Source organism: Caballeronia sp. AZ10_KS36 (assembly GCF_023631105.1).
Classification (GTDB): domain Bacteria; phylum Pseudomonadota; class Gammaproteobacteria; order Burkholderiales; family Burkholderiaceae; genus Caballeronia.
The window spans coordinates 292756-312761 of sequence record NZ_JALQDQ010000018.1 but is presented as its reverse complement, the minus strand read 5'-3'; the positions used below and the strand labels follow the sequence as shown (position 1 = coordinate 312761).

General features: G+C 63.8%; 15 protein-coding genes and 1 other RNA gene. 11 read left to right on the top strand and 5 right to left on the bottom strand.

All coding sequences use genetic code 11. The features are described 5' to 3' along the window. Window positions 1-82 precede the first annotated feature (82 nt). Both NCR35_RS11640 and NCR35_RS11635 read left to right on the top strand, forming a co-directional pair. Window positions 83-352 carry a hypothetical protein gene (locus NCR35_RS11640; RefSeq protein WP_159836746.1) on the top strand — a complete coding sequence of 90 codons (270 nt, stop codon included), beginning with the start codon at window positions 83-85 and terminating at the stop codon, window positions 350-352. A gap of 402 nt (window positions 353-754) precedes the next feature. Beyond that, window positions 755-1831, top strand: a complete 1077-nt coding sequence (locus tag NCR35_RS11635; RefSeq protein ID WP_250534456.1) for a glycosyltransferase family 4 protein — start codon at window positions 755-757, stop codon at window positions 1829-1831. Between the two features lie 436 nt (window positions 1832-2267). On the opposite strand, the gene NCR35_RS11630 is transcribed toward NCR35_RS11635, so the two are convergent. The 5 genes from NCR35_RS11630 to ompA form a co-directional block, all read right to left on the bottom strand. Next, the gene (locus tag NCR35_RS11630) at window positions 2268-4682 is read right to left on the bottom strand and encodes an FG-GAP-like repeat-containing protein (protein ID WP_250534455.1); all 2415 of its coding nucleotides are present in this window, start codon (window positions 4680-4682) and stop codon (window positions 2268-2270) included. A gap of 554 nt (window positions 4683-5236) precedes the next feature. Continuing rightward, window positions 5237-5594, bottom strand: a transfer-messenger RNA (tmRNA) gene (gene ssrA / locus NCR35_RS11625). 86 nt (window positions 5595-5680) lie between these two features. Beyond that, on the bottom strand, window positions 5681-6445 hold the full coding sequence (gph, locus tag NCR35_RS11620) for a phosphoglycolate phosphatase (RefSeq protein ID WP_250534454.1): 765 nt from the start codon (window positions 6443-6445) through the stop codon (window positions 5681-5683). 4 nt (window positions 6446-6449) lie between these two features. Continuing rightward, a complete protein-coding gene (gene ubiG / locus NCR35_RS11615) occupies window positions 6450-7148 on the bottom strand; it encodes a bifunctional 2-polyprenyl-6-hydroxyphenol methylase/3-demethylubiquinol 3-O-methyltransferase UbiG (RefSeq protein WP_250534453.1) in 699 nt (232 codons plus the stop codon). A gap of 183 nt (window positions 7149-7331) precedes the next feature. Next, on the bottom strand, window positions 7332-7997 hold the full coding sequence (ompA, locus tag NCR35_RS11610; protein ID WP_159836740.1) for an outer membrane protein OmpA: 666 nt from the start codon (window positions 7995-7997) through the stop codon (window positions 7332-7334). 661 nt (window positions 7998-8658) lie between these two features. On the opposite strand from ompA, the gene gyrA reads away from it, so the two are divergent. The 9 genes from gyrA to NCR35_RS11565 all read left to right on the top strand — a co-directional run bounded on the left by gyrA (window position 8659) and on the right by NCR35_RS11565 (window position 19787). Then, window positions 8659-11322 (top strand): DNA gyrase subunit A, encoded by a 2664-nt coding sequence (gene gyrA, locus NCR35_RS11605; protein ID WP_250534452.1) that lies wholly within the window; start codon window positions 8659-8661, stop codon window positions 11320-11322. Between the two features lie 177 nt (window positions 11323-11499). Further along, window positions 11500-12108 (top strand): DUF2059 domain-containing protein, encoded by a 609-nt coding sequence (locus NCR35_RS11600; protein WP_159838093.1) that lies wholly within the window; start codon window positions 11500-11502, stop codon window positions 12106-12108. A gap of 181 nt (window positions 12109-12289) precedes the next feature. Beyond that, window positions 12290-13372, top strand: a complete 1083-nt coding sequence (gene serC, locus NCR35_RS11595; RefSeq protein WP_250534451.1) for a 3-phosphoserine/phosphohydroxythreonine transaminase — start codon at window positions 12290-12292, stop codon at window positions 13370-13372. A gap of 44 nt (window positions 13373-13416) precedes the next feature. Beyond that, window positions 13417-14499 (top strand): prephenate dehydratase, encoded by a 1083-nt coding sequence (gene pheA / locus NCR35_RS11590; RefSeq protein ID WP_250534450.1) that lies wholly within the window; start codon window positions 13417-13419, stop codon window positions 14497-14499. Between the two features lie 60 nt (window positions 14500-14559). Continuing rightward, a complete protein-coding gene (locus NCR35_RS11585; protein ID WP_250534449.1) occupies window positions 14560-15486 on the top strand; it encodes a prephenate dehydrogenase in 927 nt (308 codons plus the stop codon). Window positions 15487-15503: 17 nt separating this feature from the next. Then, a complete protein-coding gene (aroA, locus tag NCR35_RS11580) occupies window positions 15504-16808 on the top strand; it encodes a 3-phosphoshikimate 1-carboxyvinyltransferase (protein WP_250534448.1) in 1305 nt (434 codons plus the stop codon). Window positions 16809-16866: 58 nt separating this feature from the next. Next, on the top strand, window positions 16867-17547 hold the full coding sequence (gene cmk, locus NCR35_RS11575) for a (d)CMP kinase (RefSeq protein WP_175944621.1): 681 nt from the start codon (window positions 16867-16869) through the stop codon (window positions 17545-17547). Window positions 17548-17701: 154 nt separating this feature from the next. Continuing rightward, window positions 17702-19435 carry a 30S ribosomal protein S1 gene (gene rpsA, locus NCR35_RS11570; RefSeq protein ID WP_175944619.1) on the top strand — a complete coding sequence of 578 codons (1734 nt, stop codon included), beginning with the start codon at window positions 17702-17704 and terminating at the stop codon, window positions 19433-19435. 22 nt (window positions 19436-19457) lie between these two features. After that, complete coding sequence (locus tag NCR35_RS11565) at window positions 19458-19787, top strand: integration host factor subunit beta (RefSeq protein ID WP_008342376.1); 330 nt, start codon at window positions 19458-19460, stop codon at window positions 19785-19787. Window positions 19788-20006: the final 219 nt, after the last annotated feature.

Below are 20006 nucleotides of genomic sequence, written 5' to 3'. Positions count from 1 at the left end.
TTGCGTTAACCTAGCGGCTTCGGTTTTTCGTTTCAGCGTTTTCTTCTCGTTCCAGACGCGCCTTCGACGCGCGAAAATCGCCATGAAATTCACGTTGCTCGCTTCACTGTCCGCCGCGCTCGTCGCCGGCGCCGTTTATCTCGCTCCCGCCGCGTTCGCGCAGAATTCGCCCGGCATTCCTGGCGGCGTGTTGCAGGACAACTTCCGCATCAACGAGCATCCGCAGATGCCGTTTGCCGCCTCCGCGCCTTCCGACAAGTATCAGCGCGGCACGTCCGCGATGCGCCGCCGTGGCGACAACGGCGACCCCGACGGCTGCAACCTGAAGTGCCCGAAAGACGGCAGCAATTAAAGCTGGATTAAAGCCGGATCAAAGCCGGATCAAAGCCCGACGAATTGCGGCGCGTGCAATGCGCGCCGTCAGCGTGTCTTTCCTTCCATCGCTTTTCGGTTGTATCGCTTCGCGCCATGTGCGCGCCGCCTCATATCGCAGCCATTGAATTCCGCAGCGACCGAAAAACACTACGAGATGGCCGACGTGCCATGCGAGCCAAGGAGTACCTTGATCGACGTGTCATCGAGCGATAGTTCGATGCGCACGGCCGTTTTTTCTCCGATCTAAAAACCATAAAAACAGGAAGTGCTCGGCTGCACGAACCACGCGAGACAGCGTGGGCAAGCGGCGACGGACGCCACGCAACCGTGGGCAGGACGTGGCCCCGAACGCACTTCGGACCACCGAGGGACTGCACGCATGCGAATTCTCCAGGTCATACTGGCGCCTCGCCTTTCGGGGGCGGAAGTTCTCGCCAAGGGCGTCGCGATCGGTCATCAGCGCGCGGGACACAGCGTCTCGATCGCCTCGCTGATGCCCGAGCACGACGACTTCCGACACATCAGCGCAGAGTTGCGCGCGCACGGCGTTTCGTGCGTTTTCCCGGCGAAGAATCCGACGAAGCTGGGCCGGCTGCTGTTTCTGCATCGCGCGATCCGGTCGTTCAAGCCCGACATCATCTTCGCGCACGCGACCATTCCGGCGCTGTACGTGCGCGCGTTGCCGACGCGCGTGCCGATCGTCTGGGTCATGCACTCGGGCGCGAACGACTTCGCCAATGCCGCGCTGATGCGCGCCGAGCGGCTGCTGTCCAACCGCGCGAAGGCGGTGATCGGCGTATCGCAGAAGAACATCGACGACTACGTGAAGGAAGTCGGCCTGCATCCGTCGATGATCGTGGTGCCGAACGGCGTCGATGTCTCGCGCTTCGCCGACGATGCCGGGCCGCGCGTGCCCGCCGCGCACAAGCAGATCGTGCAGATCGGCCGCTATATCCCCGAGAAGAACCAGTTGCAGACGGTCGAAGCCTTCGCGCACGTGGCCTGCGCCGATCGCGATGCGCGGCTTCTGTTATGCGGCGTCGTCGAAAACCTCGACTATCACGCGGCGGTGGTCGAGCGCGTCGCCCAGTTGGGGTTGAAGGATCGCGTGTCGATTCAGGGACCACAGCAGAACGTCGCGCAGATTCTGCGGGCATCGAGCGTGTTCGCCATGCCGTCCAGCTTCGAAGCGCACAGCATCGGCTTTCTGGAGGCGCTGGCGTCCGGCATTCCGGTGGTGGGCAACGCCATTGCGTCGTTCGCGTTCGCGGGCGGTTTCCCGGGCGTGCAACTGCTCGATACGAGCGACACTGCCGCCTATGGCCGCGCGCTTCTCGACGCGCTCTCGCAGCCGCGCGCCACGCGCCCGCTGCAAGGACTGACGCTGCAAAGTACGGCCGACCGGTATCTCGCGATCGCGCGCGATGTGCTGAATTTGCGCGTGGGGCTTGGTTGACGGGCGGGGAACGCGCGGTCCGAAGGGGACGGGGCGGCGCGTTAGAGCGATTCCGAATGCAATTGCGGCACGTCGCGGTGAACTGCGCGTAGGCGTCCGTTGAACGGCAAGCCTTGACGATCACGCGCCGCCCGGATCGAAGGGCGGCGCGCTTTTGTTTGCCGCCTCTCCATCCGGAGCGATTCCGAATACAGTTCCGGCACGTCGCCCCCACTACGCGTCGGCGTTCGGTGAACGGCAAGCCTTGGAGATCACGCATGCTCGGATCGCGAGGGGCGGCGCATTGTTTGTTGCCGCCATAGAAAACGAGCGCCTTCAGCAGAAACGATTCGGAGTACAGACGGGGCAAACTCGGCCAATTCCGCGCGTGGGCCTGAGCGAAACAGCAACGATCAGAGAAGCCAGGCGCCGCCCGATGCACAAGCGCGGCGCGTCGTTATTTGCCGCCCCAGTAAGCGAGCGTCTTCAGCCAGAGCGATTCCGAATACAGCCCCGGCAAGTCGCCCCAGATCTGCACCGGTCCCAGCCTGAACGACGAGTCGACGTCATAGCCGGACAAGCTCGGCGCGCCGCCGGTGTAATAGAACTCCTTGAGAATCGCGTTCGCGCGGTGGAACAGGATCAGCGTGGCGTGATTGTCGTGGTCGTTGCGGCGAATCAGCGCCGGCATGGAATCGGCGTAGGACGTGCCCGGCAGTGTCGCCGTTTCCTCGGCTGGGCCGAACACCTTGCCGCCCTCGATGCCGAAGACGCGCGTGCTGGCCGAGTCCGCACGCGGCGCGAGCACCGCGAGGTCGTCGATGCCGTCGCCGTCGATATCGCCCGCCGCGACTTTCACGGACGCAGCGCGCAGTTGCGGGTACACATTCGTGCGATAGCTGGCTTCGAACGCGGCACCCGTGCTCGCCAGTTGCGAAAGCGCCAACGCGCCGTTCACGTTCTCCATCGCGATGAGTCCCGCCCGCTCCGATCCCGCGACGCGCGCAGGCACGAAGCGGGCGCTCGCGGACAGCGCGGGCGCATTGAGCCAGAGCGCAGGGGCGCTTGCCGTCGCTCCGTTCGATGCGAGCACCCAGAGGTCCAGCCCCGCGTCCTTGCGTTGCTGCGCGATCGCGACGTCGGCGCGGCCGTCGCCATTGAAGTCGCCCGCGACGTATTGCTGCGCGGTGGCAGGCGTCCACTCGGCGCTCGTCTGGAACCACAGGCGCGGCGCTTCGAAGCGCGTGCCCGCGCTTTTCAGCAGCCAGAACGCGGTGCCGCCGTTTCGTGGCGTGACCACCATCAGATCGGCGCGGCCGTCGCCGTCGAAGTCGCCGAGCAGAAAGCGCGCGCTGTCGAAGCAGAGCGTGTCCGCCTCGCAGGTCGGCGCGCTCCCCTGCGGATCGAACGGCACGGCGGTCAGATACCACGGCGCGGCCTGGTCCATGCGCGACATCTCCGCGACCCAGACGTTGAACCCCGGCCCGTCCTTCCGACGCTGCACGTACACGGCGCTGTCGCGGCCCGTGCCGCGCACGTCGCCGAAGAGCGCGCCTTCCTGGCGGGTATCGGTCCACACGGTCTGCGGCGTCGGCGACCAGCGATACTCCGTCGTCAGCAGCGAGCAGCCCCCGGCGGTGACCGCGCCGTTTTTCTCGCCCAGACAGTGATTGAGCGGCGTGTAGACGAAGCCGAAATCCCACGGCGTCCAGCGCTGCGACGCGCTCTTCGCGTTGCACGCTTCTTCGACGAGCCCAGCATCGCGTTCGGCGATGCACGCGTGGGTGGCGGCGTTCACGAGCAGCGCGTCGTTCTTTTCGCCCGGCGTCGCGGGCAACTGTTGCCAGAACCAGTTCTGCGATGCATCGCCCGAGCACGCGCCAAGGCGCGGCGGCCGGCCCGCGCCGCCGGATTGCAGGCATCGGCTCGAATATTCGTTGACGAGTTGAAACGGCCGCAGCTGGAAGTCCGGGCCGGCGTCGTTCGCGCGCGCGCTGCTCCAGTAGCGGCGAGCCACCCAGTTGCCATCCCACATGTATTCGTCGAAGACGTGGCCGGCGTCGTTGCCGTCGACGGAAAAGTAGCTGCCGACGACATCGCGCTTGCGCAGCGTCTCTTCGGCGTCGAGATTCTTGGGCAGGCCGCCGGTCGGGTAGGTGACGTGATAGCCGATCGGCAAATCGCGTTTCAGGCTCTGCGCGACCACGCGCGTGATGCGCGCCGCGTAGATGTGGTCCGGATGCTCCATGAACGCGACGGTGTCCGGATTCAACGTGTAGATGGCGGTGGCCTGCGAGAGAATGGCGCGCACCGTCGCGGATAGGGACGCCCGATCGTACGTGGTCGCATCCGTGCCGTCGGACTGCATCGGATACGTGGTCACCGTCTGGCCGCGATCCCACAGCAGCCCGAGCGGAGCCTTGCCGCCGCGCACGCCGCCGCCCGGCAGGCGGAGTTCGAGCAGCTTGACGCGCGGCTGTCCCGCAAGCACCAGTTGATGCACGGGCTTGCCCGCGAGCATGACGGTCGATTCCTGCCACCGGTCGGGCACGCCCGCCATGCGCGCGTAGGCGAGCTTGGTGCCGGTCTCGCGCAGCAGCACGTAGTCGAACTTGGCGCCGTTCGCGCCGCCGATCAGATGGACGGTGGTCACGCACCAGCCGGCGTCGAGCTTGTCGCTGATGCCGGGATTCACGAACAGCAGATCGTCGTCCAGATGCGCGACCACGGTGACGAGCGTGCCTGCGCGGCAATCGGCGGATGCGGACGCGGCGGCCGCCTGCGCGTATGTCGGAAAGAAGAGGGCGAGCATGGCCCACGCCAACGCGATCACGCTTGTTCGGATGTTCTTGGTGCCGCTTTCTCGATACATGCTTTTCCCGCCACGCGAGCCGGTTCGCCGGATAAAGCAGAAGATTGCCTTCGCGCGCACGGCACGGTCGGTTGCCGAGCGAACACGTATGACGGATACAAGGGCAGTCGGTCAGACGAAAAAAAGCCTCGCCGAATGGCGAGGCTAAAGTACCTGGAATGACTTCCCGTCCACGAGAACGAGAAGCGTGAGAAGCGTAACGTCGCTGCGCTAGGAGAAAAATCGGAGTTGTCGGAGAACCGGCTTTGGATCGGGCCTGCGAACTCGAGTTGTTGACTAAACTCAGTCATGTAAGCGAAACGGAGGCGAATCGTGTCTTGATCGACAGATAGCTGACGCGCAGCAATAGATTCGGACGGCTCCGATACGAACCGCGCACCGCGGCCTCTATTCTGTGGCCCGTAGCTCGCGTCGTCTCTGCCGCAGCTATGTCTCTCAAGGATGTTTGCCCCGCCTCGCGCGGGGCTTTTTTTGCCTGCGCTGAGCGACAGACCCGCACGTGCGCCAAACAAAAAACCCGCGACGCTTGCGCGATCGCGGGTTTCCAAATGGGGTGGTGGAGGCGGCGGGAATCGAACCCGCGTCCAGAAGCGCTCTACGACCAGTTCTACATACTTAGTTCTGTCTTTTGATTTAACCGCAACGACGCGGACGAACACGCTGCGTTACGGCGATTCACTAAATTTTCGATCTTGGCGTCGTGACGCCACCAAGACTTATCTGACGTATATGACCTCTCGCGGTATTGCTACCCTAACCCGTCAGCGAATTAGTGAGAGGACGGCGGCCCTTAGGCTGCCAGTGCGAACGTATCGTCGTTTGCAGTTACGTTTTTCCCATTGATTAACGAGGTGACGGGTCCTCGGTATGCCCTGACCGCTTCACAACCCCTGTCGAAACCAGGTCGCCCCCAAAGCGGAACTGAGATTATCCCACGAAATACTGTATGAGGCGAACGGCGGCTTTTTTCAAGAGCCTCGTCCGCCGCGCACGCGCCGTCACGGGATCTCGCGCAGCAGCAGCTGTAATTCCCCGGTTGATTCGACGACGTGATCCGCATGCCACCGATGCGGCGGGATGTCGTCGCCGCAATAGCCGTACGCGGCGGCGACCGTGATCATGCCGGCGGCGAAGCCCGCTTGCACGTCGCGCAGGTCGTCGCCGACGTAGACGATGCGTTCAGGCGCCACGTCGAGCAAATCCGCGGCGTGCAAGAGCGGCGCGGGATGCGGCTTCGAATGCGGCGTCGTGTCGCCGCACACGAGGCAGCCGGCGCGCGTATCGAGCCCGAGCAGTGCGACGAGCGGCGCGGCGAGGCGCGTCACTTTATTCGTGACGATGCCCCAGCGCACGCCGCGCGCGTCCAGCTCGTCCAGCAATTCGCTGATGCCGGGGAATAGCGTCGTTTCGATGCAGAGGTCGGCCTCGTAATTGGCGAGGAACTCCTCGCGCATCGAGGCGAACTCGTGGTGCTCCGGCCCGATTTCGAACGCGCCGCCGAGCAACCCGCGCGCGCCCGCCGATGCGTACGGCCGCAGCGCCTCCAGCGGACGCATTTCGAGCCCGCGGTCGTGGCGCATCTTGTTGACGGCCGCCACGAGGTCCGGCGCCGTATCGGCGATGGTGCCGTCCAGATCGAACAGCACCGCCTGGCAGAGCCCGAGCGAGCGGCCATCGGCCGCGCGTTGTGGCTGCGGCGTGGGGTCGTCGGGCAGGGGCTTCGTCTCTACGATGCCCGTTTCGTCTTGTTCTTCCGGAGTCATGGCGTCACGCGTCCCGACGGCAAGCCATCATGTAGTTGATGCTCGTGTCGTCGGAAAGGCCGAAGTGCTGCGAGATCGGCCGGTACGTGATGCCCTTGATGTCGACCGGCAAAAGCGACGCCGTACGCGCGAACGTCGCGAGTTCCGAGGGCTTGATGAAGCGCGCGTAGTCGTGCGTGCCGCGTGGCAGCATCCGCGCGATGTACTCGGCGCCGATCACGGCGAAGAGATACGCCTTGGCGTTCCGGTTGAGCGTGGAGAAGAACACCCAGCCGCCGGGTTTGACGAGCGCCGCGCACGCTGCGACGGTGCCAGCGGGGTTCGGCACGTGCTCGAGCATCTCCATGCAGGTCACGACGTCGTACGAGCCCGGCTCGCGCGCGGCGAGCGCCTCCGCCGAGATCTCCTCGTACGCCACCTCGACGCCGCTTTCCAGACTATGCAGATCGGCGACACCGAGCGCGTTGGACGACAGATCGATGCCTTTCACCGTTGCGCCGCGCGTGGCCATCGACTCCGACAAGATACCGCCTCCGCAGCCGATGTCGAGGACACGCTTGCCCATCAGATGCGCATGCGCGTCAATCCAGTCGAGCCGCACCGGGTTCAGCTCGTGCAGCGGCTTGAATTCGGCGTTCGGGTCCCACCAGCGATGCGCGAGATCGCTGAATTTCTGCAGTTCGTGGGGATCGACATTCGTCATGAGGAGGACCTTGGCTAAACGTGAATCGGTAGGGTCGAGTATATAGGCGGTCAACAGGGCGGGCAAAACGCACGGCGCGTTCGGCGGCGGCATTCGGCAAGAAACTTCGTGAATGCGCCGCCGTTGGGCATAAAAAAACCCCCGCCGAGGCGGGGGTTCGAGTCTGCGGCAAGCCGGCAGAACTTACTGTTGCGGCTGACGCGTCGTGCCGACAACTTCGACTTCCACGCGACGATCCGGTGCGAGGCAGGCGATGAGTTGCTTGCGGTTCTTCTGCGTGCAGGAACCCTTCGTGACCGGGTCGCGCTTGCCCTTGCCTTCCGTGTAGATGCGGTTGGCTTCGATGCCCTTGCTGACCAGGTACGCCTTCACAGCTTGCGCACGGCGCAGCGACAGACGGTCGTTGTACTTGTCCGAACCGATGCGGTCCGTGTAACCCGTTGCAACCACGACTTCGAGGTTCAGTGCGCCGATCTTCGATGCGAGATCGTCCAGCGCGGTCTTGCCGGCCGGCTTCAGGACTGCCTTGTCGAAGTCGAACAGGGCGTCGGCCTGGTACGTAACCTTCTGGCTGGTGATAGCCGGTGCGGGCGGCGGCGGCGGAGCAACTGCCGGAGCCGGGGCTTGCGCGACCAGTGCGCCATCGCACTTCGCGTTAGCCGTGGCCGGCGTCCAGAATGCGTCGCGCCAGCACAGTTCGTTCGTGCCGTTCATCCACACATACTCGCCCGTGCCATTCACCCAGTTGTCATTGACGGCTTGTCGCGAGGCCGGCACCGATTGCGCCGAGGCCGATGCAGCCATAACTGCGGTAGCTGCAATGAACGCGAGCTTTGAAAGTTTATTCATATTTCTCCTCTCGAAATTGAGATTACCGCAGGTTTACTGCGAGCCTGTAGACGAAGACAAGTCATACATTGCTCGAAGTATAACATTCCCCTGCGGAACAAAACGCTTTGTATAGACTTCGAGCAGTGTCTAACTTTGTGCGTTGGCATTTTGCCATATCGTTCCCTTGCAACGATAAAAATATCCCCGCACCGAGTTCGGCCGCAACCTTATGTGGTGCCTCCGCAACAAGAAAGGGACAGGAGCCGGCCGCGCGCCACGAAGGCGCCGAGCATGCGCATATCACGTGCCTGAGCGGCTTTTCCCGCACATTTTCATCGCCGCCGCTTCGCCGTTCGCAAAGCGCTGAGGCGGCATGATAGCCCGGCTCGATGACGAATTGACGGAAATCGTTCCCCAGTTTTTGTAAGTAATTGGTACAGCTTCGCCGGGCTCGGAATCCGTCCGAGACCGCTCCTACCGCGCACCAACACTATGTATACGCACGCCGCCGGGCGCAAAGGTGCCGCATGGTAGAATCTCGCGATGCGCTGCGTTCGCAGCGCCGCAGCGTACGCCGGCTACGCGCCTGGCCGGCGCAAGTCGCGCGGCCGGCTGGCGGGTGTCGCGAAACTCACGAACGCGCTGCCGTGTCGCTGCTGCACAGTTCAAGACACGGATAATGGATCAATTCGCCAAAGAGACTCTGCCTATCTCCCTCGAGGAGGAAATGCGCCGTTCGTATCTCGATTACGCGATGAGCGTAATCGTCGGGCGCGCGCTTCCCGATGTCCGCGATGGCCTGAAGCCGGTGCATCGCCGGGCGCTGTACTCGATGCATGAACTGAACAACGACTGGAATCGCGCGTACAAGAAGTCGGCGCGTATCGTCGGCGACGTCATCGGTAAGTACCATCCGCACGGCGACGCCTCGGTGTACGAAACCATCGTCCGCATGGCGCAGCCGTTCTCGCTGCGCTACATGCTCGTGGACGGGCAGGGCAACTTCGGTTCCGTCGACGGCGACAACGCCGCGGCCATGCGCTACACCGAAATTCGCATGGCGAAGATCGGCCACGAGTTGCTCGCCGACATCGACAAGGAAACCGTCGACTTCGGTCCCAACTACGACGGCAGCGAGAACGAACCGCTCGTGCTGCCGGCGCGCATTCCGAATCTGCTGATCAACGGCTCGGCCGGCATCGCGGTCGGCATGGCCACCAACATTCCGCCGCACAACCTGCGCGAAATCGTCGATGCCTGCCTGCACCTGCTGAACAATCCCGAATCGTCGGTCGACGAACTGATCGAGATCGTGCCCGCGCCGGACTTCCCGACCGCCGGCATCATCTATGGCGTGGCCGGCGTGCGCGACGGCTACCGCACCGGGCGCGGGCGCGTCGTCATGCGCGCGGCCACGCACTTCGAAGAAATCGACCGCGGCCAGCGCATGGCCATCATCGTCGACGAAATTCCGTATCAGGTGAACAAGCGCACGCTGCTCGAGCGCATCGCGGAACTCGTCAACGAGAAGAAGATCGAGGGCATCTCCGACATTCGCGACGAATCCGACAAGAGCGGCATGCGCGTCGTGATCGAACTGAAGCGCGGGGAAGTGCCCGAAGTCGTCCTGAACAACCTGTACAAGCAGACGCAGCTTCAGGACACGTTCGGCATGAATCTGGTCGCGCTCGTCGACGGCCAGCCCAAGCTGCTGAATCTGAAGGAAATGCTGGAGTGCTTCCTGTCGCATCGACGGGAAGTGCTGACGCGGCGCACTGTATACGAACTGCGCAAGGCGCGCGACCGCGGTCACGTGCTGGAAGGTCTCGCCGTGGCGCTCGCGAACATCGACGAGTTCATCGCCATCATCAAGGCTGCGCCCACGCCGCCGATCGCGAAGCAAGAGCTGATGAACCGTCCGTGGGATTCGTCGCTCGTTCGCGAAATGCTGACGCGCGCGGAGACGGAAGCCTCGGGCGGGCGCCTCGCGTATCGTCCGGAAGGGCTGAATCCGGCTTACGGTCTGCAGGAAGACGGCCTCTACAAACTGTCGGACGTACAGGCGCAGGAAATTCTGCAGATGCGCCTGCAGCGCTTGACCGGCCTCGAGCAGGACAAGATCGTCGGCGAATACCGCGAGGTCATGGCGCAGATCGCCGACCTGCTCGACATCCTCGCGCGGCCGGAACGCATCCGGCAGATGATCGTGGAAGAACTCGGCCAGGTGCGCGCGGAATTCGGCGACGAGCGCCGTTCGCGCATCGAAATGAACGCGACCGAGCTCAATACCGAAGACCTGATCACGCCGCAGGAAATGGTCGTGACCATGTCGCATGCCGGCTACGTGAAGTCGCAGCCGCTCTCCGAATACCGCGCGCAGAAGCGTGGCGGGCGCGGCAAGCAGGCCACGCAGATGAAGGAAGACGACTGGATCGACACGCTCTTCATCGCGAACACGCACGACCATATGCTGTGCTTCTCGAACCGCGGCCGCGTGTACTGGGTCAAGGTCTACGAAGTGCCGCAAGGCTCGCGCAACTCGCGCGGCCGGCCGATCGTCAACATGTTCCCGTTGCAGGACGGCGAGAAGATCAACGTCGTTCTGCCGATCAAGGAATTCTCTGCGGACAAGTACGTGTTCATGGCCACCGCGCTCGGCACCGTCAAGAAGACGCCGCTCGAAGCGTTCAGCCGTCCGCTCAAGAAGGGCATCATCGCGGTCGGTCTGGATGACGGCGACTACCTGATCGGCGCGGCCATCACCGACGGCGCGCACGACGTCATGCTGTTCTCGGACTCGGGCAAGGCCGTGCGTTTCGACGAAAACGACGTCCGCGCGATGGGCCGCGAAGCGCGCGGCGTGCGCGGCATGCAGCTCGAGGAAGGGCAGCAGGTCATCGCGCTCTTGGTGGCGGGCGGCGAGAACCAGTCGGTGCTGACGGCCACGCAGAACGGCTTCGGCAAGCGCACGCCGATCAACGAGTACACGCGCCACGGCCGCGGGACCAAGGGCATGATCGCGATTCAGACGTCGGAGCGCAACGGCAAGGTGGTCGCCGCGACGCTCGTCGATTCGGAAAGCCAGATCATGCTGATCACCACGGCGGGCGTGCTGATTCGTACGCGCGTGTCCGAAATCCGCGAAATGGGCCGCGCAACCCAAGGTGTTACACTCATCAGCCTTGACGAGGGCACGAAGTTGTCGGGACTGCAGCATATCGCCGAGGCCGAGGCGGATGCCGAACTCGAAGAAGCGGACGCAGCCGATGCCGCCGCGGACGCCGACGCTTCCGCCGCACCGCCCGACGAATCTCAAAATGGCGACGCGGGCGAAGACGCCTGATATTTTTTGTGTCGCCGGTTTCTCGTTATCGCTTTTGAAAGCCTGAATTGGTTAAGCTGCGCGACGTGAGCCTGAGGCCGGCGCTGCGTTTCTCGCATGAGAACGCCAGCGCCGCTCGTGCGGACGTGCAAGGCTCGTCGCGAGTGCTGAACTGAATATTTTTTACAGGGAGTAATGATGCAAGGACGTTTCAAGCAGTGGATGTTGCTGGCCGCTTTCGTGCCGACTTTCGCGATGGCTCAGTCGCTTCAGAACCAGGCGCCGAACCAGGCGGCGGCGCCGGCCGCAGCAGCACCGGTTGATCCGGCCAAGCAAGCTGCGATCAAGGATCTGCTCGACGCAATCGACGCGCAAAAGCTCGTCGGCGCAATCGGCAACAGCGCACAGATGCAAGCGAAGCAGCTCGTGCCGGCGATCCTGTCGGACGCGCTGTCGGAAAACAAGTCGCTGAACGACAAGCAAAAGCAGGCTGCTGTCCCGACGCTGCAGAAGAACGCAGTGCCGAAGCTGGTGGACTCGGCAGGCCAGGTGTTCGCCACGGATAACTTCCGCCAGGACGCCATGAAGGCCCAGTACGACGCTTATGCGAAGTACTACTCGACCGACGAGATCAAGGACCTGACGAACTTCTACAAGAGCCCGACGGGCCGCAAGTTCATTCAGGTGCAAGACCAGGTCGGTCGTGACGTCGTCAACGGTTTGATGCAGAAGTACATGCCGCAAGCCATCAAGGCAACCCGCACGCAAGCGGATCAGGAAGTGGCGAGCGTCAAGCCGGGCAAGTAAGCACGGCGCGACAACCTGGAAACCCGCTACGGGGCGCTGCCCCGCGCGTTGGCGGGTTTTCAGGACAGTGCGATAATGGCTGTTTGTGCGAAAGCGCAAGCAGCCATTTCTTTTTCAGGCGCGCGTCATCCGCTGAACCCAGCGACTCGACCAACGCCGCGCCTGCCATTCGGGATTCCACATGCGCGTGTTCAATTTCTCCGCCGGCCCGGCCGCGATGCCAGAAGAAGTGTTGAGGCAAGCCGCCGACGAAATGCTCGACTGGCACGGTAGCGGCATGAGCGTGATGGAAATGAGCCACCGCGGCGCCGAATTCATGTCGATCCACGAAGCGGCGCTCACCGATCTGCGTGAACTGCTCAAGGTGCCGGCTTCGCATCGCATTCTGTTTCTGCAGGGCGGCGGCATCGGCGAAAACGCCATCGTGCCGATGAATCTGCTCGGCGCGAAGAAGACTGCGGATTTCGTCGTGACGGGTTCGTGGTCGACGAAGTCCCTCAAGGAAGCGGAGAAGTACTGCACGCCGCACATGGCGGCCACGGGCAAGACGGAGCAAGGCTTCACGCGCGTGCCGGCCATCGGCGAATGGAAGCTCTCGGACGATCCCGCCTACGTGCACCTCTGCACGAACGAAACCATCGACGGCGTCGAGGCGTTCGACATTCCCGATCTCGGCGACATTCCGCTCGTCGCGGATGCGTCGTCGCATATCCTTTCGCGTCCGATGGACGTCGCGAAGTTCGGCGTGCTTTTCGCGGGCGCGCAGAAGAACATCGGCATGGCGGGCGTGACGGTGGTGATGGTGCGCGAAGACCTGCTCGACCGCGCGCTGTCCATTTGTCCGTCTGCGTTCGAGTGGAAGACGGTCGCCGAAAACAACTCGATGTTCAACACGCCGCCCACGTACGCCATCTACATGGCCGGGCTCGTCTTCAAGTGGCTGAAGAAGCAGGGCGGCCTCGAGGCGATGGAGGCGCGCAACGTCGAAAAGGCGAAGCTGCTCTATGACACCATCGACGCGAGCGATTTCTACGTCAACAAGGTCGAGCGGCAGAATCGTTCGCGCATGAATGTGCCGTTCTTCCTTGCCGATGAATCGCGCAATACCGATTTCCTGGCCGGCGCCAAAGCGCGCGGGCTACTGCAGCTGAAGGGCCACAAGTCCGTCGGTGGCATGCGGGCATCGATCTACAACGCGGTGCCGGTCGAGGGCGTCAGGGCGCTCGTCGACTATATGAAGGAATTCGAGCGCACGAGCGCGTGAACGCGCCGTCGCTCCTCTAACCGCATTCGCTCAACACGCACCGCATGGACGACGATCTCAATTCAAGACTCAAACCGCTGCGTGAGCGCATCGACGCGCTCGACGCACAACTCATCGCGCTCTTGAACCAGCGCGCTTCCGTGGCGCTCGAAGTGGGCGAGGTAAAGAAGCACTTCAACGCGCCGGTGTTTCGTCCGGAACGTGAGATGCAGGTCATCGCGCGCTTGCAGGCCATGAGCGACGGCCCGCTCGCCGCCGACCACATCAGCGCCATCTGGCGCGAGATCATGGCCGCGAGCCGTGCGCTCGAACAGACGCTGCGCGCCGCGTTCCTCGGGCCGGCCGGCACCTATAGCGAACAGGCGATGTTCGAATACTTCGGACACTCGATCGAAGGCCTGCCGTGCCCGTCCATCGACGAAGTGTTCCGCTCGGTCGAAGCCGGCGCGGCGCAGTACGGCGTGGTGCCCGTCGAGAATTCTGCGGAAGGCGCGGTGTCGCGCACGCTGGATTTGCTGCTGCAAACGCAACTCGTGATCGGCGGCGAACTGGCCCTGCCGATTCATCACAATCTGCTGACGGCGTCCGGCTCGCTGGAAGGCGTGACGCGCGTGTGCGCGCACCCGCAGGCGCTCGCGCAGTGCCAGCGGTGGCTTTCCGCGAACGTGCCGCATCTGGAGCGGCAGGCGGTCTCGAGCAATGCGGAAGCCGCGCGCATGGCCGTGGCGGACCCGACCGTGGCCGCGATCGCCGGCGACCGCGCAGCGACGCATTACGGCTTGGGCGTCGTGTACTCGCTGATTCAGGACGATCCGCACAACCGCACGCGTTTCGTGATTATCGGCAAGCAGCCGTCGGACGCGAGCGGCCACGACCAGACCTCGCTCATCGTGTCTGTCGCGAACGAGCCGGGCGCGGTGTTCAAGCTTCTGGAACCGCTCGCGAAGCACGGCGTCTCGATGACGCGCTTCGAGTCGCGGCCCGCGCGCGTCGGGACGTGGGAGTACTACTTCTACATCGATGTCGAAGGCCATCGCAACGATGCGTCGGTGGCCGCCGCGCTGGAAGAACTCGGGCAAAAGGCCGCGTTTCTCAAGATTCTCGGGTCGTATCCGCGCGCCCGGTAAAATTCGCGCTTTCAGCCGCTCCGTCTTCCGCGTCTTTCGACGCGCTTTTTGCGATGTCCCGTGGCCGCGTTCACTTTCAATAAACTGGTTATTTTCGGCGTCGGCCTGATCGGCGGATCGCTCGCGCGCGCGTTGCGCGAGCGCGCCGGGCTCGCGGGGCGCGTGGTCGGCGTCGGGCGCTCGGCGCAGTCGGTGGCGCGCGCGGTCGAACTCGGCGTGATCGACGAAGCCGCCGCGCTCGACGACGACGCCGCGCTCGCGCGCGCGTTGCACGGCGCCGATATCGTGCTGCTCGCCGCGCCGGTCGCGCAGACGCAGCCGTTGCTCGCGCGCATCGCGCGGTTTCTGGATGCGCAGACGCTCATCACCGACGCGGGCAGCACGAAGAGCGACGTCGTCGCGGCCGCACGGGCGGCGCTTTCCGAACGCGTTGCGCAGTTCGTGCCGGGGCATCCGATTGCCGGGCGCGAGTCGAGCGGCGTAGATGCCGCGTTGCCTGATCTTTACGTCGATCGCAATGTGGTGCTGTGTCCGCTCGCCGAGAACGCGCCCGAAGCCGTCGAGCGCATCGCCGCGATGTGGCGGGCGACCGGCGCGGCGGTGCACACGATGAGCGAGGCGCAGCATGATCGCGTGTTCGCGTCGGTGAGTCATCTGCCGCATGTGCTTTCGTTCGCGCTCGTCGAGCAGATTCTCGAAGCGCCGGACGCGCAACTGAAGTTCTCGTTCGCCGCGGGCGGTTTTCGCGATTTCACGCGCATTGCGGCGTCCAGCCCGGAAATGTGGCGCGACGTGTGTCTGGCAAACCGCGCGGCGCTGCTCGCCGAACTCGACGCCTACACCGACGTCCTCGCGCGGTTTCGCGCGGCCATCGACGCGTCGGACGGCGCGGCGCTCGAAGCGGCGTTCGCGCGCTCGCGCGTGGCGCGCACGGAGTGGCAGGAACGCGGCGGCAAGAAGATTCCCGGCGATTCGCCCACGAAATAAGACACCCAGGAAACAGCATGGAACATCTCGACCTCGGACCCTTCGCGCGCGCGTCCGGCACGGTGCGGCTGCCCGGCTCGAAGAGCATCTCGAACCGCGTGCTGCTGCTCGCGGCACTCTCGACCGGCGAAACGGCGATCACCAATCTGCTCGATTCCGACGACACGCGCGTGATGCTGGCCGCGCTGGAGACGCTCGGCGTGTCGCTTCGGCGCGATGGTGAGCGCGTCATCGTGACGGGCACGGGCGGCGCGTTTCCGTCGAAGTCGGCGGAGCTTTTTCTCGGAAACGCGGGAACGGCGGTGCGTCCGCTGACGGCGGCGCTCGCGGTCAACGGCGGCGAATACCGCGTGCACGGCGTGCCGCGCATGCATGAGCGGCCGATCGGCGATCTCGTCGACGGGCTGCGTCAGATCGGCGCGAAGATCGACTACGAGCAGAACGACGGCTTTCCGCCGCTCAGGATTCACGCGTCGAAAATCGCCGTGGACAAGCCCATTCGCGTGCGCGGCGATGTGTCCAGCCAGTTTCTCACCGCGCTCCTGATGAGCCTGCCGGTTATCGAGGGCCGCAGCGGCCCGGTGACGATCGAAGTCGAAGGCGAGCTCATTTCCAAGCCGTATATCGAGATCACCGTGCGGCTGATGGAACGCTTCGGCGTCACGGTCGAGCGCGATGGCTGGGCGCGCTTCACCGTGCCCGCGGGCGCGTCGTACCGGTCTCCCGGCGCGATCATGGTCGAAGGCGACGCGTCGTCTGCGTCGTATTTCCTGGCGGCGGGCGCCATCGGCCACGGGCCGGTGCGCGTGGAAGGCGTCGGGCGGTCGAGCATTCAGGGCGACGTCGGCTTCGCGGACGCGCTCAATCGCATGGGCGCGAACGTGATGATGGGCGACGACTGGATCGAGGTACGCGGCGTCGAGTCCGACGACGGCAAGCTCGCGCCCATCGACATGGACTTCAACCTGATTCCCGACGCCGCGATGACCATTGCCGTGGCCGCGCTTTTTGCGAACGGCACGACGACGCTGCGCAATATCGCGAGCTGGCGCGTGAAGGAAACCGACCGCATCGCCGCGATGGCGACCGAATTGCGCAAGGTCGGCGCGACGGTCGAAGAGGGCGCGGATTATCTGGTCGTCACGCCGCCGGCGAAGCTCACCGCGAACGCCGCCATCGACACGTACGACGATCACCGCATGGCGATGTGCTTCTCGCTCGTGAGTCTGGGCGGCGTGCCGGTGCGCATCAACGATCCGAAGTGCGTGAACAAGACTTTCCCCGACTATTTCGACCGTTTCGCGACGCTCGTCAGAACCTGAGCCGCGCCATGCCTTCCATCACCAAAACAGCAACAACGGGCCGCAGCGGCCATACGCAATGAAACCGAGCCGTCCATTCGACCCCACTCCAGTCATCACCATCGACGGGCCGACGGCCTCCGGCAAGGGCACGGTCGCGGCGGTCGTCGCGGCCACGCTCGGCTTTCACCTGCTCGACAGCGGCGCGCTGTACCGGCTCGCGGCGCTCGCGAGCGTCCGCTACGGCATCGACAAGGGCGACGCCCCGGCGCTTGCAAACCTCGTCGGCGACCTCCATATCACGTTTCGCGAAGGATGCGCGCAGCTCGACGGCGTCGATGTATCGACCGAAATCCGCGCCGAGGAAATCGGCAATCGCGCGTCCGCTATCGCGGTGCATCCCGAAGTGCGGCAGGCGCTCGTCGCCCGCCAGCGGGCGTTTCGCAAGCGCCCGGGGCTCGTCGCCGACGGCCGCGACATGGGCACGGTCATCTTCCCCGACGCCACGCTGAAGGTCTTCCTGACCGCGAGCGTCGAGGCCCGCGCGGCGAGACGCCATAAGCAATTGATGCAAAAAGGCTTTTCTGCTAATATGGATGACTTGCTGCGCGATTTGCGCGAACGCGACGCCCGCGACATGAACCGGGCAGCCGCGCCGCTCAAGCCCGCGGCGGACGCGAAGACGCTGGACACCTCCGGTTTGTCGATCGATCAAGCGGTCGAGCAGATCATCGGCTGGTACAGCGAAGTGCGCGTGTAGCTGAAAACGTAGTAGATGTGCCGGTTCGCCCGCCGCTCGTGGTCGGCTGCCGGATAGTTGGGTGCTCCGTCATGTGGCGGAGCGTGTGTTAAACCCCTTAACCCCGTACGGCTTCGCGCATCGTCGGCCCTAGGCGGCCATTAGCGCAAAAGCTGTGCAAATATTGATTTTTATGTCCGACCTGCAAACCTCCACCCCGAATAACGAATCTTTCGCGGCTCTGTTCGAAGAGTCGCTGACCAAGCAGGACATGCGCGCCGGCGAAGTGATCTCCGCCGAAGTCGTGCGTGTCGACCACAACTTCGTGGTCGTGAATGCTGGTCTGAAGTCCGAAGCCTATATTCCGCTCGAAGAGTTCCTGAACGACGCGGGTGAAGTGGAAGTGCAGGCGGGCGACTTCGTTTCCGTCGCGATCGACGCGCTGGAAAACGGCTATGGCGACACCATCCTGTCGCGCGACAAGGCGAAGCGTCTGGCTTCGTGGCTGTCGCTGGAAAAAGCGCTGGACAACAACGAGCTCGTCACCGGCACCATCACCGGCAAGGTGAAGGGCGGCATGACCGTGATGGTCAACGGCATCCGCGCGTTCCTGCCGGGTTCGCTCGTGGACACGCGTCCGGTCAAGGACACGACCCCGTACGAAGGCAAGACGCTCGAATTCCGCGTCATCAAGCTCGACCGCAAGCGTAACAACGTCGTGCTGTCGCGCCGCGCCGTGATCGAAGCCACGCAAGGCGAAGAGCGCGCAAAGCTGCTCGAAACGCTGAAGGAAGGCGCGATCGTCGAAGGCGTGGTCAAGAACATCACCGACTACGGCGCGTTCGTGGACCTCGGCGGCATCGACGGCCTGCTGCACATCACCGACATCGCATGGCGTCGCGTGCGTCACCCGTCGGAAGTGCTGTCGGTCGGCCAGGAAGTCACCGCGAAGATCCTCAAGTTCGACCAGGAGAAGAACCGCGTTTCGCTCGGTATCAAGCAACTGGGCGACGATCCGTGGGAAGGCATCTCGCGCCGTTACCCGTCGGGCACGCGTCTGTTCGGTAAGGTCACGAACATCACCGACTACGGCGCATTCGTCGAAGTGGAATCGGGCATCGAAGGCCTCGTCCACGTGTCGGAAATGGACTGGACGAACAAGAACGTTGCACCGTCGAAGGTCGTGCAGCTGGGCGACGAAGTCGAAGTCATGGTTCTCGAAATCGACGAAGACCGCCGCCGTATCAGCCTCGGCATGAAGCAGTGCAAGCCGAATCCGTGGGACGACTTCAGCCGCAACTTCAAGAAGGGCGACAAGCTGCAAGGCGCGATCAAGTCGATCACCGACTTCGGCGTCTTCATCGGTCTGCCGGGCGGCATCGACGGTCTGGTTCACCTGTCGGACCTGTCGTGGTCGGAAACGGGCGAAGAAGCGGTTCGCAAGTACAAGAAGGGCGACGAAGTCGAAGCCGTGGTTCTGGGCATCGACGTCGAGAAGGAGCGCATTTCGCTCGGCATCAAGCAGCTCGAAGGCGATCCGTTCAGCAACTTCGTCGCGATCAACGACAAGGGCGCAATCGTCGACGGCGTCGTGAAGTCGGTCGATCCGAAGGGTGCGGTCGTCACGCTGTCGGGCGAAGTCGAAGGTTACCTGCGCGCTTCGGAAATCGCACAAGACCGCGTGGAAGATGCGCGCAACGTGCTGAAGGAAGGCGACAAGGTCAACGCGATGATAATCAACATCGATCGCAAGTCGCGCGGCATCAACCTGTCGATCAAGGCGAAGGATTCGGCCGAGCAGCAGGAAGCCATGCGCGGCCTGCAAGCTTCGGACTCGAACGCCGCCGCTACCGGCACGACCAACCTCGGCGCGCTGCTGAAGGCCAAGCTCGACGGCCAGAACAGCTAAGCCTTAACGGTACTGCTGCAGTATGACCAAATCGGAATTGGTCGCCCAGTTGGCCTCGCGATTTCCGCAACTTGTCCTCAAGGATGCGGATTTCGCGGTCAAGACGATGCTCGATGCGATGTCGGAGGCGCTTGCCAACGGTCATCGCATCGAAATTCGCGGCTTCGGCAGCTTCGGGCTCAACCGTCGTCCGTCGCGCGTCGGGCGCAATCCCAAGTCGGGTGAAAAAGTGCTGGTGCCGGAGAAATTCGTGCCGCATTTCAAGCCGGGCAAGGAATTGCGCGAACGCGTCGATGGCCGCGCAGGCGAGCCGCTGAAGGCGTCGAATGACGACGATGCGGACGATCTCTGATCGGCGCGCATCGCTACGAATCGTTGCGTGCGCGTGCGCGCAAGTGATTTGCGGCGACGTCCGGCCATGAGGCAATCGACCAGAAAAGCACCCCCTGCGGGTGCTTTTTTTTCGCCCCGACGCGCCGCGCGCCGCGCCTCGCGTTCGGTAACGCACATAGCTCAGCCATTTCGTCGGAGGCATGGGCCGCGCCGGTGCTTCGAAGCAAACGCATCCATT

What these genes read in the sequence shown, in the direction of transcription:
- NCR35_RS11640 (WP_159836746.1), top strand. Translation starts at nt 83, where the DNA reads ATGAAATTCACGTTGCTCGCTTCACTGTCCGCCGCGCTCGTCGCCGGC.
- NCR35_RS11635 (WP_250534456.1), top strand. Translation starts at nt 755, where the DNA reads ATGCGAATTCTCCAGGTCATACTGGCGCCTCGCCTTTCGGGGGCGGAA.
- NCR35_RS11630 (WP_250534455.1), bottom strand. Translation starts at nt 4,682, where the DNA reads ATGTATCGAGAAAGCGGCACCAAGAACATCCGAACAAGCGTGATCGCG.
- gph (WP_250534454.1), bottom strand. Translation starts at nt 6,445, where the DNA reads ATGACTCCGGAAGAACAAGACGAAACGGGCATCGTAGAGACGAAGCCC.
- ubiG (WP_250534453.1), bottom strand. Translation starts at nt 7,148, where the DNA reads ATGACGAATGTCGATCCCCACGAACTGCAGAAATTCAGCGATCTCGCG.
- ompA (WP_159836740.1), bottom strand. Translation starts at nt 7,997, where the DNA reads ATGAATAAACTTTCAAAGCTCGCGTTCATTGCAGCTACCGCAGTTATG.
- gyrA (WP_250534452.1), top strand. Translation starts at nt 8,659, where the DNA reads ATGGATCAATTCGCCAAAGAGACTCTGCCTATCTCCCTCGAGGAGGAA.
- NCR35_RS11600 (WP_159838093.1), top strand. Translation starts at nt 11,500, where the DNA reads ATGCAAGGACGTTTCAAGCAGTGGATGTTGCTGGCCGCTTTCGTGCCG.
- serC (WP_250534451.1), top strand. Translation starts at nt 12,290, where the DNA reads ATGCGCGTGTTCAATTTCTCCGCCGGCCCGGCCGCGATGCCAGAAGAA.
- pheA (WP_250534450.1), top strand. Translation starts at nt 13,417, where the DNA reads ATGGACGACGATCTCAATTCAAGACTCAAACCGCTGCGTGAGCGCATC.
- aroA (WP_250534448.1), top strand. Translation starts at nt 15,504, where the DNA reads ATGGAACATCTCGACCTCGGACCCTTCGCGCGCGCGTCCGGCACGGTG.
- cmk (WP_175944621.1), top strand. Translation starts at nt 16,867, where the DNA reads ATGAAACCGAGCCGTCCATTCGACCCCACTCCAGTCATCACCATCGAC.
- NCR35_RS11565 (WP_008342376.1), top strand. Translation starts at nt 19,458, where the DNA reads ATGACCAAATCGGAATTGGTCGCCCAGTTGGCCTCGCGATTTCCGCAA.